Raw genomic sequence first — 26,591 nt, forward strand, 5'->3', positions numbered from 1 at the left:
CATTCGGATTTGATAATCCGTCGGCGGGTTAGTCTGAGTCCTTGACGCAACGGACGGAGAAGCCGTTTTTCTTCCACTCGCCCCACAAAAGGGCGGAATCGTCGTCGTGTTGCAATCTCAAACAGTAGGATTTGTCGCTACCGTACACACTAGAAGACCAGAAGAACGTACCAACGCCCTTTGACCTAAAAAATTCTCCGATGTACATAAAGCCTGCAGGGAGGGCTGAGAAACCAGAGGCATTCGTTCCCGACGTAGAAGTCGAATATTCCTTCCACCCGTCCGCAGTCTTCAACTCTACACTAGCACCAAGGTAACTCCAGTAAGTAGTTAGGTCTTCAACGCCGCTCGCTATTGGTTCTACCAGTTTCTTCCACTCTTCCTTTGTAGGCAAATGCCAGCCTTTGGGACAAACGCCCTGCGTACCTTCGTTGCCAATGTCGCAATTGTAGTGATAGCCACAATTGACCTTATTCATTGCAACTTCCCAGGTGTACAGGCGACCGTACCTGGAGCAGTTCGCAGCAAACTCTTCTTCCGTCAAAATTCTTTTACTGATTTCATCAAGGGCACCGTCACCATAGCAGCCGCTCCATGCATACCTACCCAAGCTGGACACATCGCCCGGATCGTAATTCAAGTTCTGGGCCATCCATATCTGATCTCCGATTTTAACCGTCTTATAGACTTGTCCATCGCGTTCATCGGTAAACTCGCCATAATTAATGTCCGGATTCAAGTAATCCCAGGCGGTTTTCATTTCTTCGCTAGACGAAGACACCTCCTTGCCCGCAGAGCTGCTTGACTTTACGTCATTTCCAGATGTATTCGAATTGCTGGACTTGGTCGATGTTCCTGCCGAAGAAGGATTGTCCTTGCTGTCGCTGGAGTCGTCGGTCACTTCGGCGGGATCGTTGGACTTGCTGTCGCTGGACTTGTCGGTCACTTCGGCGGGATCGTTGGACTTGCTATCGCTGGACTTGGCACTCGATGAAGAGAAATCGCAGTCCATCTTCTCGATGAGAGTCCCGATGACCCAGCCGTTGTTACCATCACACACAGCCATGTCATGGTATTCCGTCAGATAGGTGGCAACGCACTTCTGACTCTTGCCGCAGTCGTAATCCGACAGTTCCATGAATGTCTCGACGGTGTCGGGAATTCCACCACGGTTCCCGCCACTACCATTATCACCCCCCGCTGACGAAGAATCGTCGCAGGCGGAAAGGGCGAAACCGAGCACCCCCGCAAGGGCGCAGACCGTAAACTTTTTCGCGAATGTGTTTTTCATGGGGAAACCTTTTGAGATTTAGTCAGAATCCTTGAGACAACGGACGCTCACTGCAATGACCTTACTGCGATTAACCATGAGTGCACTCGGACGTCCATAATACATATCCACGCCATATACATAATAGCCATCAATTTCGGAAGAACTCCAAAAGTCTGTATAATCGCCAGCATTGACAAAACCATCGGTTGGTCTCGAGCCCACAGGCAACGCCGCAAAACCGTATGCGTCCGTACCGTTACGATTATTAGTCCATCCCGTCTGAGATTTGAGAGCCTTACCCGCATCATCTGTTTCGCCAACTTCATCAATCAAAACATTCCATTCGGTTGTATCAGGCAGATGCCACCCCATCGGACATAAGCCCTGAACTTTTGAAGGTAGAGAGCAGGTCTTTTTTCTGCCACAGTCCACTCCATTGCCGCTGTCGTAAAGTGCGATTGAGTCAATCGCCGCGGCCCAGGTGTAAAGCCGACCGCCATACGCACATTTTTCTTCATTGTATTCATAGCACCAATTACGTTCCAACAAACTAGGCGTTTTAATACTGTCGGCATAGTTCAAATTCTGTGCCATCCATATCTGCTCGCCAATCTGAGCAGTCTTATAAACCTGACCATCGCGTTCATCGAGAATTTCGCCATACTTACCCGTTTCAAGGAATTCCTGGTTCAGGTATTCTGTCGTAACACACTTATACTTCGTGCAATCGTATGTTCCAGACGGCATGACCTTTGCTTCGGCGTAACTTTTCGGAACCTCGCCTTTACTAAACGAAGACTCGACCTTGCTCGCAGAACTGTTGCTTGACTTTGTGCCATTTCCAGACGAATTGGAGTTGCTTGACTTGGTCGATGTTCCTGCCGAAGAAGGGCTATCCTTGCTGTCGCTGGAGTTGACACTCGATGAAGAGAAGTCGCAGTCCATCTTCTCGATGAGAGTCCCGATGACCCAGCCGTTGTTACCATCGCACACAGCCATGTCATGGTATTCCGTCAGGTAGGTGGCAACGCACTTCTGACTCTTGCCGCAGTCATAGTCCGACAGTTCCATGAATGTCTCGACGGTGTCAGGAATTCCACCACGGTTTCCGCCACTACCATTATCACCACTTGCCGACGACGAGTCATCACAGGCGGAAAGGACGAAGAATGCCAACAGTAAAATAAATTTTTTCATAAAAACACCCATTACAAAATTTTACCCCTTAGTCAATCTTTCAAGCAGCGGAGATTATACGAACTCTGTTGCATAGCAACCGCATTAGAATATGAATCCATTGTAGAAGTGCCTTTTTTCAAAGCCAAGTCGAATCTCATATTTATACTGATTCCTGCATCATCCCTTGAAGATGTCAGAAGAACAGCCTCGGCTCCACTATTAACCCCAGTAGTGAAAGAACTGGTTCCACCCGGCAAAAGAGCAAATCCATATTCATCCTTAAAGCCATTGACCTGCATTACTTCGATATCCGTCTTGCCGCTCGATTGAAAATAACCCATGACAAACGATCCTTCCGTATCCCATGCTGGCGGTGCAAACAACATGCTTGAATGCGACGCATCCACACCGGTCGTTTCAAATAGTTTTTCGAATTCAGCAAGGCTTGGGATATGCCATCCATCTGGACATTTTCCGCGGACAGGTTCGCCTAAATCTGTAGAATCAACAACCGCACTTAACCAGGAATAGTAGCAACCATACGTACCATTCGATGTACAACCATATTCCAGATTTTTTGCCATCCATGTCTGGTCGCCTATGGTTGTAATCGGATATTTTTTCCCGTCCCTTGAGTCTGTCAAGATTTCATAGGCATCCATATTTTGCTTTACCCCGTCGGCCATCCATTCCTTTTCCGTGCATGTATACAACAATACCCAAAACTTACTGACGGATTGTGTTACGGACTCCCCTTCATTATATGAACCACACCCCTTTTTAAGTTCTATTTCAGATGAGGAGGCTTCCCTAAATGCTCCGGATTCGCATACATAAAAAGAACTCGTATCGACAGCACCCGCTAAAACACTTCCGTCAGCGTCGCACTTGAGGCCATGGGTGTTCTGCTCCAAGGCTGTCGCCTTTCGCCACATTCCATTATCGCAAATAAAGTAGACCCCATCATTTTTACTGTAAGTATTTCGGGCAGCAACAATCTTCTTATCGAAGTTGTCAGAACACTCGCCCAGTTTGTACTCTGCGGCAACAAAGGAGTTTATGTAGGATTCAAAGTCTGGGATTTTTTCAACGCCACCACTTTCCTGGATATTCTTTCGCACTTGTACGAAATCCAGGTCCACTGCAAAGTCTGCCGCATCCGCACGATTATCCAAATCGTTCCATTCTCCGTCCTTTTTAAAGTCAAGAGCGAACATCTGTAGGCGATAATCAAAACCAGTTTCCGATTCATTCAGCATAAGGATCGTCATAGCCAGCAGTGCCGCTCCCCCATCGGTATCGGAGTAAACGTTCAGTTTGTTCAATTCGTCAAAGTTTCCTTCAAAGCCAAAGGTCTTGAAAAGTTCCTGTTCGGCCTGCTTTTTGGCATCATAGATAGACGCTCCATAATCCACCAACTCTTCGATACGGCTATAAACCAAGGATGTTGCAACATTGATATTCGCACTGTTTTTTTGCTTTAGGTTTATGACGCCCTTTAGCGATGATTCCGATGAAGAAATGGAGCCTGTAACGATATTGTAAAATTTACCAGTTACCTTTGCATAACCATAGTTGGTTTCCGAGGAGACTTCCTTTATGGAATATGCCCCATCATTGTCGGCAACCTCACCGGTGAATTCCTCAAAGACCATAATGAAGGTTGAATCTAACCCTTGAATGACAATGTCGCTTCCTTTGGCAAAGGGCCCCACTTGTGCATATCCCGAAACATCTCCAGAAAAGGGTTCGTTGGCATCCTTGGCAGATGTTTCGTAGGGAGAACTAGAGGAATCGCTTCCGCAGGCGGAAAGGGCGACACCGAGCACCCCCGCAAGGGCGCAGACCGTAAACATTTTCGCGAATGTGTTTTTCATAGGGAAATCTTTTGAAATTTAGTCAGAGTCCTTGACGCAACGGACGGAGAAGCCGTTGTATCCTTCAAATTCGTACAAGTACGCCCTACTATCGCTCCAGTATAGCATCGCGCTGTAAACAAGATTGACATTCCACTTGGTAGAACTCCAAAAGCCAGTCTTGGAGCCGACTTTGTCGAAAGTTCCATAGATATTTTGTCCAGCAGGCAACGCTGAAAATCCATAGGCATCACTACGGTTGCCATTGGCACCAAACCAGCCATTCTGCGACTTTAGCTTTGTTCCAGCCGTAGATTTTCCGCCAACCGCATTAAACAAAGCATTCCATTCAGAACTATCAGGCAAATGCCAACCGCTTGGGCAAATACCTTGAACAGGCAAGGTCGGCGAGCATATCGCACCATGTCCACAGCCAGTTTTTATGGAATCCATAGCCGCACTCCATTTATAGAAACGCCCAGTCACCTCGCAGTTAGCCGTCACATTGTCGTAGCACCGACTTTTGCCAAGAAGACTCGGAGTCGCTATACTGTCAGCATAGTTCAGATTCTGAGCCATCCAAACCTGTTCGCCAATCTTTACAGTCTTATAGACCTGACCATCGCGTTCATCAATTATCGAATCATACTGAATTTCAGGATTGAGATAGGCTTCTTTCGGAACACTCCAATCAAAGTTCCCCGAACTCGATGAAGGAATGATGACACTCGATGAGGATTCTTCCTTGCTCATGGAACTGCTACTTCGCTTTTCACTTGAAGATGATTTCACCGATGAACTAGACTTATCCTTGTTGCTGCTGGATGAGTCATCGGACTTTACAGAACTGGAACTCTTAGAGTCGGACGAGTTCCTTGTTTCTTTCGCGGAACTGCTGGAGTTATCGGTCACTTCGGCTGGTTCGACGGACTTGCTGTCGCTGGACTTGGCGTCGCTATCCTTATCAGTGACCTTGGCACTGCTGGAGATTGCTTCGTCCTTATCGTTGGAACGAGAATCACTGGATTCTTCGCGGCTATCGCCGCTCAGAATGACGTTATTGTCATCGTCACCCGCCGATGAAGAGTCGTCGCAAGCGGAAAGGGCGAAGAACGCCGCGAATATAAAGACGGTTAAGAGTCGGCCCTTCGGCAAGCTCAGGGGCCTTGTAGCAATGACATTTTTCATAAAAACATCCATTATGATAATTTACCTCCTAAAAATAACAAAGCACCCCCGTGCATCGCAAGCCTTCAATGCGCAGAAAAACGAACTTTTTATGCCGCGTCGGGCCGAAAAATTTCTATATGTCTCACGTTGCGACATATGGAGAATTTTCTTGAAGAGTACGTGATAAAAAGCACATCTTATCGAAATTTTCCGTTCCGTAAAAATTGCAAATTCCAACCCAATAAGGTAAATTTGAAAAGCCCATGAAACCGATATCCGACTACAACGACTACCGCCTTTTTATCAGGGATTACTACGAAGAACGCAAGCTGATGACGGGCCTGTCCTGGCGCGGCTTCAACAAGATGGCGGGATACGCCAACACGAGATTCTTGAAACTTGTCTGCGACGGAAAGTCAAAGCTGAGCAGTGTCGGCGCAAGTCGCCTGGCAAAACTCATGGGGCTCTCCAAAATCCAGACGTCCTACTTCTTGGCACTTGTCACCTACTGCAATTCCCCCGTAGAAAAGAAAAGGCAGGCCGCCCTTGAACAGATGCACACCCTGGCAAAGGACGACAGGGTCAGGGTCGTAGGGGGCGACGGCTACGAATACTTCAAGAACTGGTGGAACCCGGTGCTCCGGGAACTTGCCCCCAGGGTCGCCAATGCCACGCCGTCAAAAATCGCGAATATGCTCCACGAAAGCGTGACTCCCGAGAACGTGAAGAAATCCCTGAATTTCCTGGTCCAGGCGGGATTTCTGAAGGAGCGGCGCAACAGGTATGTCCAATCCGACAAGGCAATCCTTGGCTCGTCCGAGAAGATTCCGCGGGCCATCCGCGGCATGCACAGGCAGATGGCAAGGCTTGCGGAGAAGGCCGTCGAGGCATTTCCCGTAACGGAGCGCAACTTTTCGGGAATGACGGTCGCCGTAAACCGGGCGGCATACGCGCAGATCGTAAGCGAACTGGATCTCTGCCGCAAGAAGATAGCCGCAATCGTTTCTGCCACGGAGAGTTGTGACCGAATTTACAGGGTGAACCTACAGTTGTTCCCGTTGACAAAAGAGATCGAGAAATGAAAACCCTTCTGAAACTTTTATTCATCCCCTACCTTGCGCTGCTATTCCTTGCCGCCTGTGGCGATTCGGAAAAGGAAGTCGCCAACGGCTATACCGAAGAGCAGAACGCTAGCCTAGATAGCGCCGCCTACGCGATGCTGCAGACGTGGGAGCCCAAAGTCGCCCTGAGACTCGCGAAGGTCGAAGACAAGAATCTAGGACTTTCCTGGTACGATGTAGAGTTTACGACCGATGCAACGCCCTACTACGAGCATGCTGTCGAAACCGTCGATGAAGCCTGCACCGTGAACCTGTATGCCGAACAGAACGGCGTCCGCATGAACTTGACTCGCACCTACAAGAAGAACATCTATACGGAATTTTTGAATCGGGATTCGCTGGACGCTGTAGTGGAGGATCACCTGGACAATTCTTACGGCGACAGCGCCACAGCAAGTTGCCGGGCGGATTCTACGGCCTTCGCAGACTACTGTGCCGAATACGGCGGGGCCGTGACGGACCTTTTCAAACTGGACCGTTGCAGCGTACTTCACTTGACATGCGTCATGAAGTTCACGCCGAAAGTTGCCGCCGATGAATACTTGCAGGCTACGGCCAAGAGAATGAAGGATATCTGCATTGCCGAGTTCTACGCCCCGGGAGAAGACGCTGAAGCCGATTCCACGCTCCTTGTGGACAAGCGGGACGGTCAAGTGTACAGGACGGTAAAAATCGGCGAACAGGTGTGGATGGCGGAGAACCTGAACTACGCCTATCGGGCTTCTTCGGAAACCATGGATTCCCTCAGTTACTGCCCGGAAGGAAATCCCGCCAACTGCGAAAAATACGGACGGCTCTACACCTGGGCCGCGGCGGTGGGCTGCACCGACGACCCCTGCGATATAGGCAACAATGTCCAAGGGATATGCCCAGACGGCTGGCGTGTACCGAACCTTGACGACTTCGAAACTCTCGAAGAAGAAATGGGCGGGCGCGACGTCGCCGGGAAAAAGGCGGCGGCAGAAGAGTTCATGGGAACGGACGATTACGGGTTTACGGCACTGTTCCCGGGTTATTCCGTTCTGCCGCCCGAAACGGAAAGGCAGGAAAAGTATTACGGCTACGGGGCCTTCTTTATCATGGCTTCGACGAACATGGGAATCCCGCAGCATTGGAGACTCCTTTTCGGCGATACCAGCTCGAATGTCGAATTGGCTTCGTCATACGCATTCGAATCGCTCCGCTGCATAAAGGGTGCGGCGACGGAAAATTCAGAGGGGGCCGTGGACCCGGCAGATGTTGTCGCCGGGACCTTCACGGACGAGCGCGACGGGCGGACTTACGCCATCACGACGATAGGCTCGCAGACATGGCTTGCCGAGAACCTGAAATACAAGGGGGATTTCACGAGTTACTGCTACGAAAACGACGACGAGAACTGCGAAAAATACGGCAGGATGTATTCTCCCGACGACGCCAAGACGGCCTGCCCGGAGGGTTGGCGGCTGCCGTCCGCCCAGGACTTTGTAGACCTGGAGGATAACACCGGGAAGGACATGACTGCTCTCAGGACGACCGAAGGCTGGGAAAGCGGAAACGGAAGCGATCTTTACGGATTCAGCCTTTACCCGGCAGGACGTTACAGCATCATCGGAAACACCCTGAAATTCGTGCAAATGGGAGTGGCGGCCTACCTATGGACGGACACGGAAAGCGAATTCGGGACGCTCGTTTTTGACGGACTCAATGTCGGTTACCCGGCAACGTCCATGACATCGGACAACTACCTGAATGTCCGCTGCCTAAAGGATTGACGAAGCGAGGAAATCATAACATAATTATATACAAAAAGGGCTGCCAAAGTCAATAGGGCACCGAGAAAAAACATTTCATGGGATGCGGCACATTCCTATTCGGATTACATGTCTCCCATCGACAATTCAACCTGGTCCGGATTTTCTTCGGGCTGCACCGGTTCTTCGGGGCTAACCGATTCGGGTTTCGCATACTGCGGCACCAAGGCGCCCGCTTCCAAAAGTTCACTGAACTCGCGGAGTCTCGGCAAGTCTTCGGGAATGCGGTTGATGCCGAAATACTTCATGAATTCCTGCGTCGTCACGTAGGTATAGGGGTTACCCACCGTATCGGCACGGCTACCCAGCGCAATAAAGCCCTTGTCAAGCAAGTTACGAATCGGGCCATCCACCGACGACACACCAGGATTTCAATATAAAACCAACGATACAGGGCAATAAGGCTATTTCAGCGTCACAGTCTTGCTTATCCCGTTCACACGGACGATGTAGTTGCCCGGCGCGCGTAAGGTAATGTTCGTCATTGCATTGGAAAGCAGCTTCTTTGCAACCAAATGGCCGAGGGCATCGAAAATGCGAACAACGCCACCCTGCGTATTAGAAAGCGTAAGCGTCATGCCGTTCACCGCAAGGTTGAACATGGGCCGATTAGCGTTCCAAGTGACTGTCGTTTCTTCAGAAGAACTGCTTTCCGCCTCCGAAGATGAACTTTCCTCTGAAGACGATGACTCCGTCAAACTTGAAGAGCTCATCTTCCCGCCCGCAGAACTCGACGAATTGGACTCAATCCCGGAGCTACTACTAGATTCAACCGACGAGCTGGACTCATCACTCGAAGAACTCATTTCAGAACTACTCGATTCTTCTTCCATTCCAGGGCAGTGAATTTTACGCTCCTCAACGAATACATACTCTATGGCAAAACCACCCTTACGCGCACCCCCATTGATATAGAACGAGGCCGGTTGGCTTTCGTCGCAATACTCATAAACATCCGACTCAAAGGTGCGATCCATCTGGAAATGATATTCATAGAGAACGTCACTCGTTGCAGATTCCTGCATAAAGCCCATATACATGTGTTCTGAACTATTTTCGTAGACGTAACCGCTTCCAACAATCTTGTACGAATGACCTTTCTGCATATTAATAGGATACTTCGCCTGAACTCTATCCAGCGAATTCTCTCTATAATTGGACCATAACTGAAGAACAACCTGTTCATCATTGTTTTCAACCAGTTTCGAATTTCCCCTATCTTCGCTATACCTAGGATTCAAAGTCCAGCCCTGCGCATGGCAATTCTTAATAAAGTTTCCATGGCCCTCAAGAGCATCGCCAATCCAATCGGCGCCATAATCCACAGAACTACTAGAAGATTCTACAGAAGAAGAACTGGAATGCGGATTGAAATACGTCGAAAAATACGAAACATCACCTGACACAGAGGCAATCTTCGGAGTCCACCCCACAAATTCATAATCACTATAGGAAGGCTTATCCCCTTTGAATACAGGCATACTGCCATAAGCAAGGCTATCATTCTGCAAAACATTTCCCTGATCAAGGAATTTCACGGCGTAATACAAGCTTTCATACCTAGCAACCAAAGTTGTCGCAGTAGTAAACATCTTGCTTGCCCCTGCATTTCCCACCAAAGTTTCGCCATCATACCATCCCAGGAACGAACGTCCAGTCCGTTGCGCATCCGGCAAAGTAAGAGTCACACTAGAGCCGCTTATCGCATAGGCCACTACAATTACCCCATCCACCTCAAACGAAACAGCCGACGGCTCTGTCCCCCTATTAATATAGAACGCATACAAGCTATCATCCGAACGAATGATAGATTTCGAAAATACAGCCTCTCCCTTGACACCCCAATAACCGAACTGCAAGTCTTCGTCAGCATCACTTGGATCAGGGTCCTTAGGCATATCGATAATGTGTCCTGCCATGTTCGTATAGCTAGAATCTATCGTATAGGTCTTTACACGAATGACTTTCGACGAATCCCGGAATATAAGCCGATAAATTGCGAAATGGGATTCATCAGCAAAGACAGGATAATTTTTGCCACCTTGACTCCAAGAACCGCTATTTTCTACAGTGCCATCGCAAGTATTCATACGCCATGCGAACTTTTCATTCTGCATTTCCTCGGTGGTCAGAACATGGGAATCGGCTGCATCACTCAACCCAAGCCTCGAACGGTCCGCATAATCGCACCCCTTTACATGAACCCCGCTCGTCATCACCCCATTAATCACTACGGAGTCCGCTATACTATAATTACCACTTGCCTTCGACGAAAGCGGATGAATCGCCGCAATCAAAGTATCATTTAACGCACCAAAATGAATCAATGATCCTTTGTTGATGTTATTCGTAACCGTTCCCGAATAAGCAATACCCGCAACAAAAGCTTTTGTAATTTCATCATTACCATTCAATTCAACACGTCCTTCATTTATACAGTTATTCACCTTTTTGGAATCCGTCACAATCCCCGCAACAACAACTTCTTCGGCACTCACCGGGACCCTGGCATAGACATTTCCATAATTTACGGTTTGCGCAATACTTCCGTTTGAACCAGACCCGACAACGCCTGCGACACGGACTTTCGTTTTCAGCGACTTCTTATTGACATAGTTCACGTCTGCATAATTCGCACTACTCACAACAGATGAATTCGAACCCGTACCGAGAATTCCACCTGCAAAGAAAAAAGCTCCCTTACTTGAATTCCAATCGCCTAACGCTGAATCCACCGCAACGTCAATACGTCCATAATTGAAGGCTTTATAAACTGAGTCTTTGCGAGAATGGCCAACCAGCCCACCGATGTACGCCGAATTACGGGCATTGTAGTAAACATTCCCACGGTTCACCACATTGAAAAGTTTATTCGAAGACGAACTGCCATAGCCCACTAGGCCCCCCAGTCTATAGGCATCACGGTCGCTAAACTTGTAGAAACCATTGGGATAAATATTTCCCTCGTTCACGGAATTGTATATTTTATAGGTACTCGCCGCCTCGGCAATTAAGCCCCCCACATAGAATCCCTGCAAATCACGCTTATTGACAACACCATCTAGAACAACCGACCCATCCGTATAAGCGATAAAGCCCGCATTATGAACATACAAAGCAGAGTCGCTCCCGATTTTTCCTTCGTTTATGCTGGAGGTGATATTGATTGTTCCCCGAATCTGCTTGCCCACAAAACCGCCACTCAGCCGATACGCCTCGACGTGCCCCCTATTAACACTTCCCGAAATTGTTACCTTCGACGGCTGAGACACATAAACACCTTCCGTTCCTACATAACCAAGAAATCCACCGGCACACCCTCTCAGTTTTGAACCGTAACGGGTCACATCGCCCTTATTTTCACTATTTTCTATAGTCAGTACGCCCTCGCTTATAGAAACAAAACCCCCTGCAACAAAGCCATTTGCAGAATCGGTATCCACGATACCCGTAGAATCAAGCCCCGAATACACATTTCCCTCATTGACAGTATTGCGAATATGTACCGTCGACCCAGCAAGCACGACTGAAATGATACCTCCCGACGAGCCATACTTCGCCGTTGTCGAAACAGAAGCATGATTGACACTGCTATCAATGACGATATGATCCCCACCCTGAGCATTTGCACTTCCCAGATATTCGGCATTCCCTAAAATACCCCCACAATACGCTCCAGTCACCTGTCCAAAGTTTTCCGACCCAACAATGGTACCCCCGTTATCGGCGACACTAGCAATTCCCCCGCCAAAATTCAAAGCAACCACTTTTCCATAATTTCGGCTATTTCTAATGGTTCCACCGGCATACATAGGAACATACGATCCATTCTCACGCCTACTTCCTATATAGGGTTTTTCGAACCATCCCGCAATACCACCTACATAGACATCCTTGACGGTTCCGTGAAATTCACAGTTCACAATAGAATCACCATAAAAATATCCGACAATACCGCCCGTTATACTGTTCGACTTTAACAACCCCTGAATCCAGGCGTTTTCAATAGTCAGGTTCTTGACAACGCCGCCCCTACCGATGATTGCGAAAAATCCGCTACGGTCATACTTTTTAGGAGGAACGTAAACACCAGAAATTTTATGACCATTGCCATCAAATATTCCCTTATAGCCTACCGTGTCAGAAGAATCATTATATGCAATCGGAGTCCATTCGATAGTCTCGCTGCCGACCGAATCTTCCCAAACCACAATATCGTTCGTGAGAATAGCATTATAATCCAAATTTCCCTTGCCCACGTTGACAGCGAACCACGCGAGGTTCTCGGGGGTCGCAATTTCGTAGAACTCCTTGCCATCAATTTCGCGAATGGCGGGTTTCTTGACGGAACCGTCCCAGTTGGCAAAAACCAGTGGGCATACAAATAAAAGGGCTGCAATTAGTTTTTTGAGCATAGAGTCCTCGTTGTGCTATCGGAGTAAATATAGCTAAAAACAACCAAAAAGTAAAGAAAAAAAAAAACAATTACGTATGCAACGTGAGCTAAAGCAAGTTTCAGATTCTTTTATTATCAACGCAAAGCATTATATATGATTTTCATAAAACAGATTATACGATTTTCATAAATAAAACTATTTGTTTTTCATAAAAATTTAGCTATATTTAAACAAAAAAGGCATAATTATGATTGAAAGGTCAATTTCCAAGACAATTATAGACATGGCAAAGAATTTTCCCGTAGTAACGCTGACGGGGCCTAGGCAAAGTGGCAAATCCACCTTGCTGAAATCATGCTTTGCGGACTATAAATACATTTCGCTAGAAGACCCCGATATTCGCCAACTCGCCGAAAACGACCCCCGCGGTTTCCTAAAGGACTGTGGATTAAAATGTATTATAGACGAGGCGCAACGCGTTCCGGACTTATTTTCCTATCTACAGACTATCGTGGATTCTCGCGACGAATGCGGACAGTTTATTTTGTCCGGTTCGCACAATTTCTTGTTGATGGAACGTATTTCGCAAAGCCTCGCCGGGCGCACAAGCATCCTCAAACTTTTCCCATTTTCCGCCAAAGAATTAAGGGCTGTTGACAAACTTCCAAATGATCTTGATAAAATTTTGCTCAAAGGTTGTTACCCTAGACTCTATGACAAGAAAGTTTCGGCAAAGGAATATTTTACATCTTACCTACAAACGTATGTAGAAAGAGATGTCCGCTTATTGCGAAACATAACCGACATGGCGGCATTCAAAAGATTTCTCAAACTATGCGCGGCAAACGTCGGATCCATTTTGAACGTAGCCTCGCTTGCCAAAGATGCGGGAATCTCCGTCATAACAGCAAACGCCTGGATTTCAATTCTTGAAGCAAGTTTTATACTTCTTCGGCTGCCTCCATACTATAAGAATTTTTCGAAAAGAGTCATCAAATCGCCTAAAATTTATTTCTGCGACACGGGACTACTTTGCAATCTGTTGAACATTTTCAACCAGGAACAATTGCAAAAAAGTGGATTGCGCGGAGCAATCTTCGAAAATTTCGTGGTTACTGAATACATGAAAAAAGCACTGTTTAAAGGCGAAGAACCGCAGCTTTATTTTTGGCGCGACACGAACCAGAATGAAGTCGACTTGCTTTGCGAAACCGATGGTGAACTGAGCGCCATCGAAATCAAATCTGGCGAAACAAAGAACCAGAAATTCTACGACGGATTGAAAAAATTCGCCGAAGTCGCAGACATTCCGCTATCGAACACAAGAGTTGTCTATGGCGGAGACGATTCTTACCGCGGGGAAAATCAGAAATTCATCAGCTGGAAAGAAATATAAAAGCCCCGACAACTAACGCTGCGGGGCAATAGCTTCCACTAAAATTATTTAGCAGACTAGAACACGACCAAGTCGTTCTTGTGGATGAGTTCGTCGGCGACATCCTTGCCCAAGAGTTCGTGAACCTGGGCGGTCTTCTTGCGGAGAACAAGCTTAAGCGTTTCGCTGTCGAACTTTGCAACACCGCGTGCCACAGCTTCGCCGTCCTGACTCAAGACTTCGATCAGGTCGCCCTTGTCAAAGTGCTTCTTAACGGCGCAAACACCTACGGGGAGCAGGCTAGAATGCTTTTCGCGCAGAGCCTTCACGCCACCTTCGTCTACCACCACGGCCCCGCGCGGAGTCGTCACGAAGCTGAGCCAGCGCTGACGGCTATTGAGTTTCTTCTTGGAACCCACAAAAAGCGTACCTTCGGCATTTTCAAAGATTACCTGATGCGGCAACACCTTCATGCCACTTGCGAGGAAGGCATTGCAACCGCTCTTCGTCACGTTGCGGATGGCTTCGAGCTTGCTGCGCATACCGCCGGTACTCACGGCAGAGCCCGTTTCGCCGGGCTTACCTGCAAGCGCCAAAACGGCAGGCGTAATTTCCGGCACAAAGCGGAGGAGTCGCGCGTTCGGGTTCTTCTTCGGATTGTCATCGAAGAGGCCGTCTTCGTCCGTGAAAATCAGGAGCAAGTCAGCATCGAGGAAGAGCGCCACGTCACTCGAAAGCTTGTCGTTGTCGCCCACCTTGATTTCGGCGACGGCGAGAGAGTCGTTCTCGTTGATAATCGGAACAATCTTACGGGCAAGCATCGCCTTGATGGTGTTCTGCAAATTCTTGTAGCGGTTACGGTCGCGGAAGTCTTCGGCAGACAGAAGAATCTGACCCACAGAAAGCTGCATCCAGCGGAACATTTCGCGGTAGGCGTACATCAAGTCAATCTGACCCACGGCAGCACAGGCCTGCTTTTCGGCAAGCACAGTCGGCTTTTCCTTGTAGCCGAGCTGGCTCATGCCGGTACCCACGGCACCACTAGTCACAACCACGACTTCCTTACCCGCTTCCATCAGGCGAGCGACCGAGTCGGCAAGTTTCTGGATGTAGCGGGTGCGAACGCCGCCCTTTTCGGAGTCGACCAAAATACGTGAGCCAATCTTCACCACAATGCGGCGGGATTCATCGAGAATATTCTTTCTTAATTCACTCATAGATTACCTACAAACAAGCAACCGAATTGCATCGAGGCGGAGTTGCGGGTTCGAAATCACCTTTTTCCATTCCTGGGCATTCTTGCGGAGCTGTTGCAGCTGGGCGTTGTTGCCCGCCTTGCCTCGCATGCTGAGCAAATGGTTCATACGCTGGTATTCCTGTTCAGCTCGTGCTTCCACCGCTGCGGCCGCCACTTCGGCAATTTCTTTCGCCTTGGCAGACACAATGCGGCGAGCAATCGCAAGACCTTCCTTGCCGAAATACTTGAGCGTCATGTTCACGGCGGCATTGCCCTGCGGAACAGGCACATCCTTGAAGCTCGCGTTTTTCAGTTCCGCAACCTTTTCGGTCAAGTCTTCGCCTGTCGGGTTCACGAGCACGCTAATGTAGCGCGGGCCAGCGAGGTCCGATACGCCCCATTCCTCAGAAATGGAGAAATCGACCGCAAAATTGTACTGCATCACAAGGCCGCGCATTCCGGAATTCTGCCAGATGTTGCAAGCCACTGCCCCGTTATCGAGCGAAGTTTCAAAGTCAATCACGCCCTGCGAAAGCGGGTGTTCCAAGCTCACAAAGTCCACTTCGTCATGCACCATGGCCACGTTGCGGTCAAAGGTCACAGTCAAGCTAGACGTATCGCAGAAGCGGGCATCTTCGTCACCGGCATCCGAGCTATCGGCAAAAGATCCAACGGCCTGCTCCACGCGGCCACCGCCACCGGCGCCCGCCATGCCAACGCTTTCGGGCATGCCAGGAATCGAGCCCGATTCCACCTGCGTGCCCATGCTAATGATGTAGCAGCCCTTAATCTTACTCTTTTCGATTTCAAGGCCACGGTCCATCAGCGACGAGAACACCAGCGTTTCCAAATCCTTGTCGGCATCAATCTTCAAGATGGCATCGGTGATTTCTTTAGCCTTCGCCGGGTTGCGGGAATTGAATTCCAGCAGGCGGTCGCGGCCCTTTTCAATATTCTTGCGCATGGTATCGCAGTCTTTCTTGACCTGCGGAATCACCGTATCCATAAAGTTCTGGAGCAATGCCTGCGGTTCGGCCAAAGCGGCAATCAGTTCGTCGGTGTACTTGAGGAAGAGTTCGCCGCCGCTCATCATCGGAGTACCAAAGGCATTCAAGCCGTTGTGGTACCAGCGGAACATGACTTCCTGACCGGAGCCCTTTACATACGGCACGTGAATAATGATGTTTTCGGTCTGACCGATACGGTCCAAGCGGCCAATACGCTGTTCCACCAGGGCCGCATCGAGCGGCAGGTCGAACAGAATCAAATGGTGGGCAAACTGGAAGTTGCGACCTTCGGAACCGATTTCAGAGGCAATCAACAGGTTCGCGCCGTTTTCCTTGCTGAAGTTCGCGGCGGCCTTGTCGCGGGCCATAATCGTCATGTTCTCGTGGAACATCGAGAACGCGCCCTCGCCCATGTATTCGTTCAAGAGCGATTCAAGAGCCTGCACCACCTGAATCGATTCGCAAATCAGGAGCACCTTGTCGTTTGCGTGCTCCTTCAAGAAGCCCTTGAGCCACACGTAGCGTTCGTCAAGCGCCCAGGCGTCGGAATAGCTCGTACAAAGCAGGCCGTTTTCCTGGATGTCGGTGGACATGTCCAAATCGTTTTCGGCAGCCACGTTCACCATGTCGCGGTAATTCTTATTCGGTTCCAACGGAATTTCGTCGAGCACACGCTTCGGGAATCCGCCCACGCCCTTACGGGTATTGCGGAACACCACCGATCCCGTACCCACGGCATCCACAATGCGGCGAATCCATTCGTCGGCAGGCATGCTCTTTGCGCTTTCCTGTTCAAGCCACGGACGGATAATCGACTTCTTCGGCACGCATTCGTTCAAGTCGTCCCAGCTCATGGTCTCACCGGGGTCCGTCGGCAGTTTCGAAAGTTCGTTCACCAACTTGCGGTAAGCGTCCTGGTCCTTGATAAAGCTGTTGTAGTCCGCAAAGCGCACGGGGTCGAGCATCTTGAGGCGGTTGAACTGCGATTCCGGATGGAACTGCAACGGCGTACCCGTCAAAAGCAGCACACCCTTGGAACGCTGGATGACCGCATTCGCCAGCAGATATTCATGGCTCGTGAATCCATCTTCGCAAACCAGGTGATGCGCTTCGTCGATAATCACCATGTCCCAGGTGGTCTTGAGCAAGTCTTCGATCAGTGCGGGTTGCTTAATCAGGAAGTCGATCGAGCAGATAATATCGTTTGCCTGGCTGAACGGATTCGGACGTTCGTCGTCATCCAGAATGATGCTTCGGATAAAGCCTTCGTCCACCAACGTAAACAGGTGGTTGAAGCGGCGTTTCATTTCGACCAGCCACTGATGCTTCAACGTTTCGGGCACAATAATCAGGGTTCGAGTCAAGCGACCGCGAGCCTTAAGCGCATGCCAAATCATACCGGCTTCGATCGTTTTACCGAGGCCCACTTCGTCAGACAGCATCAGGCGCGGGAGCGTAGAACTATCGCAGGCGCGGCTACACAGGTAATACTGATGCGGAATCATCGAAGTACGCGGGCCAATCATGCCACGCACCGGCGACGAAATCCACTTGCAAGAAAGTTCCATGGCCGATTCGCGGCGACCAAACTGCACGCTGTTCGACACGCGGTTTTCCATAAGCGCCTTGAACAGGTCGGCAGGGCGCGCAATCGAAATCTTTCCGCTCAGTTCGGACTCCTTCATCGAACGTCCCGCACGTCCCGAATAGACAAGCAGTCCGTCCACCTCTTTCACCGATTCCACGGTAAAGGACAAACCCTTTTCACTTTTGGCAGTATCACCCACCGAAAGCTCGAAACGGTCCACAGGGGCTCCCATGGAACGGTAACAACGGACATCACTTACAGCGGGGAAAGAAATCTTAACAATACGGTCTTGCACCTCGGTCACAATGCCTAGTCCGAGTGCAGGTTCCGATTGACTTACATAGCGTTGGCCAATCTTGAAATTCATCATACCTCCCAAATTTAGTTTTTCTCTCGCCTCTCGTCTGTAGGGCGAAGCCCGTTCTCTCGTCTATTTCTACATTTACCTCGTATGATTTGGTACTACATAGATGAATCCGTCACAGACGGCGAACGACGCAAGGGTCCTTATAATATCGACGAGATTAGGGATTTTGTCAAGAACGAGACTATAAAAGACGAAACCTTGGTTTGGCACTCGGGAATGGAAGCCTGGGTCCAGTGGAAGGACACCGAAGAATCCAAGGAAACACTACTTTCCGAGGAAGAACAGATCAAGGCCGCGCTAGAAGCGATCATCGCCGAGCACAACAAGGGAAAGCGCTATGCCGGATTCCTTGTCCGGGGTATTGCCTACCTCATCGACAATATTATTTTATCCGCAATCGGTGTTTTAATCGTGATGCTGATGAGCAGTTTACAGCTTATCGACCTGAACACCCTCTCCGAAGCCATGAACGCCTATGTCGCAACCCCGACTTCCGAAGAGGCTCTTTCTAAGGTTTTCGACGTTCCTGGCGTACACCTGTTCCTTATCATTTGGGGAATCCTCCAGGCCATCTACTTTATCACCTTCACGACAATCAAATACGCCACCCCCGGCAAAATGCTCTTGAAGATCCATGTAGAAACCGCTAATGGCGAAAAAATGAACTGGGTGACTTCGTCGCTCCGTTATATTGCAAGCATCCTCACGCAGAGCACCCTGATGTTCTACGGACTCGGGTACCTCATCGTGATGATAGACCCCAAGCGTCGCGCCCTGCACGACCACATTGCACGAACCCGCGTCATCTACGACAATAAGAAGTAACGGGCGGCCTTCTGCAACAAAATCTAGGCATCTATTTTCAGTCAAAAATTTAACATTCCTTAGCCTTTCGACCAAAAACTTCATATATTGGTAGTATGAAGTTATTTGCAAGAATTTTATCTGTCCTTTTATTGCTAGTGGCGTTCGCAAGTGCCGACACCACGACGATTGCCCCAGCAGACACCTCTGCAAGCACAATTGACACCGCCACTAAAACGGTCGAAGGCAAAAAACATGCCGTCTGGATCAAGCTGGAAGGCGACGTGGAACCTTCCATGTACGATTTCTGCGCCCGAGCCATCGACGATGCGCTCCAGGAAAATCCGGACTACATCATCTTTGAAATCAACACCTTCGGCGGTCGCCTCGATGCAGCCTTCGACCTGGTGGACACCATCATGGCCGTCAAGGGGCCAGAAACCATCGCCCTCGTGAAAAAGAAAGCCATCAGCGCGGGTAGCCTGATCGCTCTCGCCTGCAAGAAACTCTACATGCTCGAAGCGACAACCATCGGCGACTGCGCCCCCATCGTGCAGGGTGGCGATGGCACTCCGCAGATTGTCGGCGAAAAAATCCAGTCCCCGCTCCGCGCCAAATTCAGGAACCTTGCCCAGCGCAACGGCTACCCGGAGCTGCTGAGTTCCGCCTTCGTGACACCGGAACTCGAAATCCTCGAACTCACCGCCACGCTCGACAAAGGCAAGAAATCGCAACGCGACACGGTGCTCATTATCGAAGGTGAAAAGTACGCCGTCCTCGACAGCGCCGCCAAGGCCTTCTGGGGCACCCCGAAAATCCTCGTGAAAGAAGGCGAACTGCTGACAATGACCGACAAGGAAGCCGAGGAACTCGGATTTTCCAAGGGGACCTTCAAGGACCGTGGAGAATTCGAAACGAGGCTTGCCATCGAAAGCCGCAGCGAAGTCGAAACCACCCTCGGCGAAGACATCGCCTCCGCCATCGCCGCCATTTCGGGCATTCTCCTGATTCTCGGCTTCGGCGCACTCTACATCGAATTCAAGACGCCGGGATTTGGCCTGTTCGGAATCATCGGCATCATCCTCATCGGCATCGTATTCCTCGGACAGTTCGCCCCGCAGCTCGACGGCTACATTCCCGCCATCCTGCTCGTGGCAGGCGTAGTGCTGTTCCTTGTCGAAATATTTGTAATGCCGGGAACATTCCTGTTCGGCATCGGCGGTATCGTATGCATGATCCTTGCGCTCGCGCTTTCGTTCGAACCCTCGGAAATGCCCGAATACGTTCCCGAAACCATCGAGACCACCTTTGACGCCACCCCCTGGCTACTCGGACTCCTTTACATGCTCTGTTGCGCGGGCATCGCACTCGTGTTCCCGATTGCGGCAAGCAAGTACCTGATTCCGCTTCTGCCCGAAGGCTGGACGCCCATGCTCAAGACCGATTTGGAAACCGCCGCCTCACCCACCGAAGCAGTGCAAGAAGTCTCCGTCGGCGACACTGGCACCGCAAAGACATTCCTGCGCCCCGTAGGCCAGGCAAGCTTCACGCTGCCCGACGGCTCCACCAAGCTGTTTGACGTACAGACGCATGGCGAAATCATAGAAGCCGGCCAGAAAGTCAAGATTGAATCTATTCAAGAAGGCCACATCTGGGTCGGACTAGACGCCTAGCACTACTTGTGCGGAGTCCAGGTCAGGTAATAGCGGGCTGCATCCATCTGTTGCGGCGTAAAGGTCGAATATTCCCAGTCGTTGACTCCTATCGGGAACATCACATAATGGCGGTCTGGGCACGAGTCACTATTGTGCCCATAATTCATGCATTCCGGAGTATCTCCGTAATCATCAAAGCCGCCTTCATCCGAAGTATGTTTCATTCCAAAGAAATGCCCCAATTCATGTAGCGCCGTACTTGCAATCATGTCGGATGAATGTTGAAATTCGCCCTTGAGGGCATGAGTCGCCATGGATATATAGTCGTTCGAAAAATAAAGTTGATCCTCTTCCAATCCATTATAAATATGTCCAGAAAGCGGAGAAAAACCGCCCACCGATTCCGATCCACCGATTTCATCGATAATGTAATAACCCAACACGAAATTGATTTCACCCTCGTGCCCAGGCCAATGCGCGAGCGAATCTAGCAAGCCGTGGCCCCCCGAAGTCCTCTTGAAAATCACATCTTTCGAATCAGGGAATTCTGAACCTATCACAGGGTGATCTTTCGCGTATAAAACATTCACTTTTTTGACGGTTATTCCTCCCGGATTCATAGCACGATTCAAGCGAAAGAGAATCTTGTCAGCCAATTCTTCTTCAGACAGGTCATCTTTTGTTCCCCGATACGATCCGGCAACAATCAAATTGACGTTAAAGCTCAGCGGATAATCTTTTCCATCTGTACTGGCGACAACAATATTCTTTAACGCCCCCTTGTACAGTGAGCCGTTTTCATAATACAGTTGAACCATTTTCAAATCATACGAACCGTCATTAACATCTTCAAACAGGTCGGATTCCAAGGGGAAATACAGCCGATTTCCCTTTTCAATCGGCTCAATCACGCGAATCACCTTTTGCACTTCCTCAAACGATTCAGAGTTTTCATCATAGAGATAAGATTCTTCAACAAACCCTAACAAATACTTTTGATTATCCGGCTTATCGAAACACACTAGGTATCCCTGAGAATTTTCTACCGGACCAAACGAAAAATTTCCATACTGTGGGATACCGGGTTCCCAGGAATTCACCATTACAAGTCTATTGGAATTACGCACAAAAGAGAATTTTCCCTCTTCTGGAACGGTATACTTTCCCGAATCGAAATAGCCGCGAAGACTACTCAGACTAGAATTCCATTTTTCAAATTTCCAGTCCCCGTCTCGATACTCAATTTCATCCGCACGCATCCAGATATCATCGTCTATGGAAGAACCCGATGCGACCTGCGAACAGCCAACAACGAATACAGAAAAAAAAGCCAATAGTGCAACGAACAAATTCGCTCTATACTTCATGAAATCAAACTCCTTCTCCTTTTCAATATAATCTCATTTTCAAGAGAAAAGAAGAAACCCCATAAAAAAACGCAAATTTCACCTAGAAACGGCCCTTTCCAGCTAAAAAATGGTATATTGAGCAAAGAAAACTTAATGGAGAAAAACAAATGGACACTCTTTTGATCACTGGAATCATCGTCGCGGCGATTGCCGTTATCGTTTTGCTCGCCTTTATCGGCAAGTTCTTTAGCCTTTGGCTTCAGGCATTGTTTTCAAAGGCGAACGTGAGCATTTTCCAGCTCATCGGTATGCGTCTGCGTAAGGTGCCGCCGCAGGTTATCGTGGAAGCGCGAATCCTCAGCTGCAAGGCAGGTCTCCCGGTCGACACAAACTTGCTCGAAGCCCACTATCTTTCTCGCGGTAACGTACTCCGCGTGATCCAGGCTTTGATCGCCGCCAACAAGGCAAACATCAAGCTCGACTTCAAGGAAGCAGCCGCCATCGACCTTGCCGGCCGTAACGTGCTCGAAGCCGTGCAGATGTCCGTGAACCCGAAGGTCATCGAAACCCCGAAGGTTTCCGCCGTGGCTCTCGACGGTATTCAGCTGCATGCCATTACCCGTATCACTGTGCGCGCAAGCATCCAGAAGCTCGTCGGTGGCGCCGGTGAAGAAACGGTCGTCGCCCGTGTGGGTGAAGGCATCGTGTCTTCCATCGGTTCTGCTCAGAGCCACAAGGAAGTGCTCGAAAACCCGAACATGATTTCCAAGAAGGTGCTTGCCTCTGGCCTTGACGCCGGTACCGCATTCGAAATTCTTTCTATCGATATCGCAGATGTGGACGTGGGCCAGAACATCGGAGCTATCCTCGAAACCGACCGTGCCGAAGCTGATAAGAAGATTGCTCAGGCAAAGGCCGAAGAACGCCGCGCCATGGCATACGCCGCCGAACAGGAAATGAAGGCCAAGGTCATGGAAATGAAGGCGAAACTCGTCGAAGCCGAAGCCCAGATTCCGATGGCAATGGCATCTGCCCTTCGCGACGGCAAGCTCGGCGTGATGGACTACTACAACCTGAAAAATATCGAAGCCGACACACAGATGCGCAAGGAAATCGGCAGCGCACCCGAGGCGAAGTAACCGACTGTAGGGCATTATGGAAACCCTCATTTTCATAGCCATCGCGGTCGTCATCACGATCATCCAGAAGAAGCTGGAAAAGACGAAGGAGCAACAGAACCAGTTGCCCCGCCACCAGGAACAGCATCGCGAAAACGGAGAATCAGATGATGATACGCAGGAAGCCGAACACCTGCCCCCGCGTTCGTTGCAGGACCTGATTCGTCAATTCGAAAATGCACAGCGTCAGGCTTCACAGGGCAACATTGAGCCGCCGACACCACCCGTACAAAAGCGTGATCCCAACAAGCCGCTGACACTTCGCGACATTGCCGAAGTCGTCATCGGGGTGGATTTCATCAACCTGGAATTTCTGATGGAAGAATTCGACGTTGACGAAAATACGGCCGCCGAAATGCTGATGGACCTGCAAGACCACCGCATCGTCGGTCACGACATGGGCGAAGGCGACTGCGACGTACTCGTGCACGACCTGGACGAACTCGACAATCTCTTAAGCCACGAGAAACGAGCCAAGCAAGAACGGGAATCCGCAAATCGCGAGCGACATGACAACGACGCGGAACGCGAACGCATTGAAGCCCGCCGCCAGGAACTGGACCGGCAGCGGGAACTCAACGCACTCGAAGAACGCGCCAAGACAGCCCGCGAATCTGCCGCAGCGATTTCCAACATGGATGCCGCCGAAGCATCCGCTGCAGGAATTCCGGCACCGCGCCGTGCGCCCCTTGTTTCAGCTAGGAGCCTAGCCGACGTGCGCAAAGGGTTCATCTGGGCAAAAGTCCTGGACGAACCCCGCTTCAAGCGCCGTTGGAGTGCGCAGTACCGATAAAATCAAATCATCTTCATATACGAAAAGGGCCTCTCTAAAGAGGCCCTTTTTACGTTGCAAGAGATTTTTTACACCGACGCAAGAAAACTCAAGAGTTTAATTCTTAGAGAATCTCGACAAGAATTGCGACAGGCGTTCATTTCCGGACTGGTTGAACACGAAATCAGGGGTTCCCTGTTCCACGATAACACCGCCATCCATAAAGATGACCTTGTCCGCAACATCGCGGGCAAAAGCCATTTCATGCGTCACGATAACCATCGTCATCTTATCTTCGGCAAGTTTCTTGATAATCTTGAGCACTTCGCCGGTAAGCTCCGGATCCAGCGCAGAGGTCGGCTCGTCAAAGAAAAGAATCTTCGGGTTCATCGCCAAGGCACGAGCAATGGACACACGCTGCTGCTGGCCACCGCTAAGTTCACAAGGGTACGCCTTTTCCTTCCCTTCGAGTCCCATACGCTTGAGCAAGGAACGCCCCATAGCGCGAGCTTCTTCACGGGAGTCTCCCAACACACGCACCGGAGCCAGGCAAAGATTCTGAAGCACCGTCAGGTGCGGGAACAAGTTGAAGTTCTGAAACACGAGCCCCGTCGAAAGGCGGATTTCGCGCAGCACCTTCGCCGACGCATACTTGACGGGAGCACCCTTTTCACCAGGCAACACCATGTCTTTGCCGTCCACCTGCACCAGGCCACCGTCCACCGTTTCGAGCTGGGTAATACAGCGCAACAAAGTGCTCTTGCCGGAGCCACTCGGGCCAATAATCGAAAGCACCTCACCTGCATTCAAATCAAACGAAATATCCTTAAGCACATTATAGTCGCCAAAGGATTTCTTGACATGTTCCACTTTCAGGATCGGCGCAGTATCATTCACATTTTCCATTCCACGCCTCACTTATAGTAGTTAAGCTTGCGTTCCAGATAAGCAAAAAGAACGCTCAGCAAAAGGTTTGCCACATAGTAGAATACGCCCGCCACGAACAGCGGGTAAATGCTCGCGTAGGCGGCCTGCTGTTTCTTGGCCAGCGCAAAAAGTTCCGTCACCGCAATCACCTGCGCAAGGGAAGTATCCTTTACCAGGGTGATGACCTCGTTCGCGCTCGCGGGCACCACACGCTTTACCACCTGCGGGAGGATAATGCGGAAAAACGTCTGCGAACGGGTCATGCCGAGCATGTAAGCAGCTTCGTACTGTCCCTTCGGAACAGACTGGATTCCACCGCGGAAAATCTCAGCAAAGTACGCCGCATAGTTTATCGAGAACGCCACAATCACCGCCGGGAAACGGTCAAACGAAAATCCGATTCCCGAATATTCGCTCAGGTAGTACGAACCAAAGTAAATCGCCACAATCTGCAACAAGAGCGGCGTTCCGCGCATCACCGAAATATAGAACGACACCGGGTAACGCACCACGCGCCACTTGCTCATCTTGAGTACCGCTATCAGGAGCCCAAGCGGTATCGAGAAAAGAAGCGTCAGCCCGAATATAGCGAGCGTCGTGCAAAATCCGCCCCAAAGAATCGGGAGTAAATTGCTCAAATCAGACATATTAACTCAGAGGCGCACTGCGCCGACCTCAAACCTCAAAGCTCCCTCCCGTAGGGAGCGAGCCCCATACCTATTTACCGAACCACTTGGCAAAGATTTCGTCGAACTTACCATCGGCCTTCATTGCAGCCAAAGTCGAGTTCACGGCGTCGCGCAGAGCCTGATCCTTCTTGCGGAAGCCGATTGCATAGACTTCATCCGACAGGCCTTCTTCAAGCACCACGTAATCCTTGGCATTCGTCACAATCCAGTACTTGGCGACAATTTCGTCGAGGAACACGGCATCGACACCGCCCTTGTCCAAATCCATCAGGGCCGTCTGGTTATCGTCAAACGGGACGATATCCTTGGCAGCCTTACCCGCTTCGGAAGCATCGAGTAATTTCTGGGCGGTAGAGCCATTCTGCACGGCAATCTTCTTGCCCTTGAGCGATTCGAGGTTCGCAAGCGACTTGTCCTTCACGGTGAAAATCATACGGTTCTTGAGGTACGGGTCGCTCAAGTTCATCGCAGCAGCGCGTGCGCTGTCCACGCTCATACCGTTCCAGATACAGTCAATCTTGCCGGTATTCAATTCCTGCTCCTTCGCGTCCCAGGAAATCGGCTGCGTCTTAAGCTTTACGCCCAGGCGAGCGCAAACTTCAGTCGCAAGGTCGATATCGAAACCCACGATATTGTTGTCCTTGTCCCTAAAGCCCATCGGCGGGAAAGAATCGTCGAGGCCGAGCACGAACTCGCCTGCAGCCTTCACCTTGTTCAGGGATTCATCGGCCTGAACCTTGGCAGGTTCATTCTGAGCCGATTCATTTTTCGCCTCGTTACAGGCAGAAAGAAAAGCGGCACAAGCGACCGCAGCAAGCATCGTAAAGATTTTCTTCATAAGAAGCTCCTTTTTG

19 protein-coding genes are annotated in these 26,591 nt (G+C 50.0%); 7 read left to right on the top strand and 12 right to left on the bottom strand.

Annotated features, from left to right (window positions below):
• Positions 1 to 28: 28 nt before the first annotated feature.
• Genes Q0W37_RS09975 through Q0W37_RS09990 form a run of 4 tightly spaced genes read right to left on the bottom strand, consistent with a single transcriptional unit; the run spans position 29 to position 5,496 of the window.
• On the bottom strand, positions 29 to 1,291 hold the full coding sequence (locus Q0W37_RS09975) for a fibrobacter succinogenes major paralogous domain-containing protein (protein WP_297701187.1): 1,263 nt from the start codon (positions 1,289 to 1,291) through the stop codon (positions 29 to 31).
• An 18-nt stretch (positions 1,292 to 1,309) separates the two neighbouring features.
• Positions 1,310 to 2,470, bottom strand: coding sequence for a fibrobacter succinogenes major paralogous domain-containing protein (locus tag Q0W37_RS09980; RefSeq protein WP_297701189.1), 1,161 nt, complete (start codon positions 2,468 to 2,470; stop codon positions 1,310 to 1,312).
• A gap of 32 nt (positions 2,471 to 2,502) precedes the next feature.
• The gene (locus tag Q0W37_RS09985) at positions 2,503 to 4,329 is read right to left on the bottom strand and encodes an FISUMP domain-containing protein (protein ID WP_297701191.1); all 1,827 of its coding nucleotides are present in this window, start codon (positions 4,327 to 4,329) and stop codon (positions 2,503 to 2,505) included.
• A gap of 18 nt (positions 4,330 to 4,347) precedes the next feature.
• Complete coding sequence (locus tag Q0W37_RS09990) at positions 4,348 to 5,496, bottom strand: fibrobacter succinogenes major paralogous domain-containing protein (protein WP_297701193.1); 1,149 nt, start codon at positions 5,494 to 5,496, stop codon at positions 4,348 to 4,350.
• 245 nt (positions 5,497 to 5,741) lie between these two features.
• Between Q0W37_RS09990 and Q0W37_RS09995 the strand changes: the two genes are divergently transcribed.
• Positions 5,742 to 6,560 (top strand): TIGR02147 family protein, encoded by an 819-nt coding sequence (locus Q0W37_RS09995; protein ID WP_297701195.1) that lies wholly within the window; start codon positions 5,742 to 5,744, stop codon positions 6,558 to 6,560.
• Positions 6,557 to 8,353 carry an FISUMP domain-containing protein gene (locus tag Q0W37_RS10000; protein ID WP_297701197.1) on the top strand — a complete coding sequence of 599 codons (1,797 nt, stop codon included), beginning with the start codon at positions 6,557 to 6,559 and terminating at the stop codon, positions 8,351 to 8,353. Before Q0W37_RS09995 ends, Q0W37_RS10000 begins: the two co-directional genes overlap by 4 nt.
• 104 nt (positions 8,354 to 8,457) lie before the next feature.
• Here Q0W37_RS10000 and Q0W37_RS10005 read toward each other — a convergent pair whose 3' ends face one another.
• Together Q0W37_RS10005 and Q0W37_RS10010 are read right to left on the bottom strand one after the other, a co-directional pair.
• Complete coding sequence (locus Q0W37_RS10005) at positions 8,458 to 8,754, bottom strand: SMC-Scp complex subunit ScpB (RefSeq protein ID WP_297701199.1); 297 nt, start codon at positions 8,752 to 8,754, stop codon at positions 8,458 to 8,460.
• Between the two features lie 42 nt (positions 8,755 to 8,796).
• Entirely contained in the window at positions 8,797 to 12,807 is a 4,011-nt protein-coding gene (locus Q0W37_RS10010; protein WP_297701201.1) for an InlB B-repeat-containing protein, read from the bottom strand.
• A 229-nt stretch (positions 12,808 to 13,036) separates the two neighbouring features.
• Here Q0W37_RS10010 and Q0W37_RS10015 point away from each other — a divergent pair, with 229 nt between their 5' ends.
• Entirely contained in the window at positions 13,037 to 14,185 is a 1,149-nt protein-coding gene (locus tag Q0W37_RS10015) for an ATP-binding protein (protein WP_297701203.1), read from the top strand.
• 56 nt (positions 14,186 to 14,241) lie between these two features.
• On the opposite strand, the gene proB is transcribed toward Q0W37_RS10015, so the two are convergent.
• Positions 14,242 to 15,381 carry a glutamate 5-kinase gene (gene proB, locus Q0W37_RS10020; RefSeq protein ID WP_297701205.1) on the bottom strand — a complete coding sequence of 380 codons (1,140 nt, stop codon included), beginning with the start codon at positions 15,379 to 15,381 and terminating at the stop codon, positions 14,242 to 14,244.
• A 3-nt stretch (positions 15,382 to 15,384) separates the two neighbouring features.
• Positions 15,385 to 18,366: an RNA polymerase-associated protein RapA gene (gene rapA, locus Q0W37_RS10025; protein ID WP_297701206.1), complete on the bottom strand. Its 2,982-nt coding sequence runs from the start codon at positions 18,364 to 18,366 to the stop codon at positions 15,385 to 15,387.
• Positions 18,367 to 18,447: 81 nt separating this feature from the next.
• Between rapA and Q0W37_RS10030 the strand changes: the two genes are divergently transcribed.
• Both Q0W37_RS10030 and Q0W37_RS10035 read left to right on the top strand, forming a co-directional pair.
• A complete protein-coding gene (locus Q0W37_RS10030) occupies positions 18,448 to 19,188 on the top strand; it encodes an RDD family protein (RefSeq protein WP_297701209.1) in 741 nt (246 codons plus the stop codon).
• A gap of 95 nt (positions 19,189 to 19,283) precedes the next feature.
• Entirely contained in the window at positions 19,284 to 20,840 is a 1,557-nt protein-coding gene (locus tag Q0W37_RS10035) for a nodulation protein NfeD (RefSeq protein ID WP_297701211.1), read from the top strand.
• A gap of 2 nt (positions 20,841 to 20,842) precedes the next feature.
• On the opposite strand, the gene Q0W37_RS10040 is transcribed toward Q0W37_RS10035, so the two are convergent.
• Positions 20,843 to 22,189 carry a hypothetical protein gene (locus Q0W37_RS10040; RefSeq protein ID WP_297701213.1) on the bottom strand — a complete coding sequence of 449 codons (1,347 nt, stop codon included), beginning with the start codon at positions 22,187 to 22,189 and terminating at the stop codon, positions 20,843 to 20,845.
• 149 nt (positions 22,190 to 22,338) lie between these two features.
• Here Q0W37_RS10040 and floA point away from each other — a divergent pair, with 149 nt between their 5' ends.
• The gene (floA, locus tag Q0W37_RS10045; protein ID WP_297701215.1) at positions 22,339 to 23,310 is read left to right on the top strand and encodes a flotillin-like protein FloA; all 972 of its coding nucleotides are present in this window, start codon (positions 22,339 to 22,341) and stop codon (positions 23,308 to 23,310) included.
• A gap of 16 nt (positions 23,311 to 23,326) precedes the next feature.
• Entirely contained in the window at positions 23,327 to 24,142 is an 816-nt protein-coding gene (locus tag Q0W37_RS10050; protein WP_297701217.1) for a hypothetical protein, read from the top strand.
• 96 nt (positions 24,143 to 24,238) lie between these two features.
• On the opposite strand, the gene Q0W37_RS10055 is transcribed toward Q0W37_RS10050, so the two are convergent.
• The 3 genes from Q0W37_RS10055 to Q0W37_RS10065 form a co-directional block, all read right to left on the bottom strand.
• Positions 24,239 to 25,027: an amino acid ABC transporter ATP-binding protein gene (locus tag Q0W37_RS10055; RefSeq protein ID WP_297701219.1), complete on the bottom strand. Its 789-nt coding sequence runs from the start codon at positions 25,025 to 25,027 to the stop codon at positions 24,239 to 24,241.
• Positions 25,028 to 25,035: 8 nt separating this feature from the next.
• Complete coding sequence (locus tag Q0W37_RS10060; protein ID WP_297701221.1) at positions 25,036 to 25,695, bottom strand: amino acid ABC transporter permease; 660 nt, start codon at positions 25,693 to 25,695, stop codon at positions 25,036 to 25,038.
• A 70-nt stretch (positions 25,696 to 25,765) separates the two neighbouring features.
• Positions 25,766 to 26,575 carry an amino acid ABC transporter substrate-binding protein gene (locus Q0W37_RS10065; RefSeq protein WP_297701223.1) on the bottom strand — a complete coding sequence of 270 codons (810 nt, stop codon included), beginning with the start codon at positions 26,573 to 26,575 and terminating at the stop codon, positions 25,766 to 25,768.
• Between the last annotated feature and the right edge of the window lie 16 nt (positions 26,576 to 26,591).

This window comes from uncultured Fibrobacter sp. (genome assembly GCF_947166265.1).
GTDB lineage: Bacteria > Fibrobacterota > Fibrobacteria > Fibrobacterales > Fibrobacteraceae > Fibrobacter.